Annotated in this window: 1 protein-coding gene; it reads left to right on the top strand. The window is 42.6% G+C overall.

The genetic code is table 11. From position 1 onward, the window contains the following. The first annotated feature begins 114 nt into the window (after positions 1-114). Positions 115-1,218: a cell division protein ZapE gene (gene zapE, locus R7E42_RS24390; protein WP_318073146.1), complete on the top strand. Its 1,104-nt coding sequence runs from the start codon at positions 115-117 to the stop codon at positions 1,216-1,218. The last annotated feature ends 93 nt before the right edge of the window (positions 1,219-1,311 follow it).

Here is a 1,311-nt window from a genome sequence, read left to right as displayed (position 1 = left end):
GCCGATAAAGAAAAATAGCAGTATGTCTTCGGGGACTGATAACTACTTCTCTCTATTCTCAAAGTTGACCCCGAGGTGACCATTTTCTCTGTACCTCTAACACGACTTAATCTGATGACACCACTAAAACGATATCAAAAAGATATAGCAGAACATGGATTCCAGCGCGATGAAGCCCAGCATCAAGCCGTTGTCGCTTTAGACAAACTCTACCATGATATTGTTGAGTTTCAGTCTGCGCCGAGCCCTCAACTCTCTAAATGGCAAAAGCTCATGGGTAAAAAGGTCGAGATGCCTCAACCCCCAAAAGGTTTGTACTTTTGGGGCGGGGTAGGCCGAGGTAAAACCTATTTAATGGATGCCTTTTTTGATGCCTTACCTACTGACAGAAAAATGCGCGTGCACTTTCACCGCTTTATGTATCGGGTACATGACGAGTTAAAGCGTTTGGGGGAGGTAGAAAATCCTCTCTCCAAAGTTGCCGACTTATTTAAACAAGAAGCGGATATTGTTTGTTTTGACGAGTTCTTTGTCTCTGACATAACTGATGCCATGATTCTTGCCACATTGTTGCAAGAAATGTTTAAGCGTCAGATGGTGCTGGTGGCGACGTCAAACATCGAACCACAAAATTTGTATCGTAATGGCTTACAGCGAGCACGTTTTCTTCCTGCTATTGATATGATTTTGGCGCGTTGCCATGTACTAAATGTGGATAGTGGTGTCGATTATCGTCTGAGGACTTTGGAACAAGCCGAAATCTACCATTATCCATTGGATGAGCAGGCTTCTATTAATTTAAATACCTATTATCAGCAGCTTACGGCTGAGCGTAAAAGCGTTGCCCACAAAATCGACATTAATCATCGACAGATTAACGTGATTGAAGCCAGTGATGGGGTGTTACATGCTTCTTTTGAGCAGTTGTGCCAAACCGCTCGAAGTCAAAACGATTACATTGAACTCTCACGTATTTATCACACGGTTTTACTGGCCGATGTGCGTCAGATGAATCGTAAAATTGATGATGCTGCGAGGCGTTTTATTGCTTTAGTCGACGAGTTTTATGAGCGTAACGTAAAACTGATTATTTCAGCGGAAGTCGAGATGGATGCCTTATATAGCGAAGGACAACTGGAATTTGAGTTCAAGCGTTGTGTATCGCGTTTAACCGAGATGCAGAGTCATGAGTATCTTGCTCGCGAGCATTTGGCGTAAATTTGGTTGCCTCTTTAAAAAGTGAAGAAAAAATTAGTGATTTGGCGCAAAAAAAGGTGATTTTTTCTTCGCTCTTCTCTATAATCCTGCGAC

This window comes from Vibrio sp. Vb1337, from assembly GCF_033338715.1.
Taxonomy (GTDB): Bacteria; Pseudomonadota; Gammaproteobacteria; order Enterobacterales; family Vibrionaceae; genus Vibrio; species Vibrio alginolyticus.
Note: the sequence above shows the minus strand (reverse complement) of the source record. Positions and strands in the feature narration are given on the sequence as shown.

Excerpts from the sequence above, each read along its gene's own strand:
- zapE (WP_318073146.1), top strand. The coding sequence starts at position 115 with ATGACACCACTAAAACGATATCAAAAAGATATAGCAGAACATGGATTC.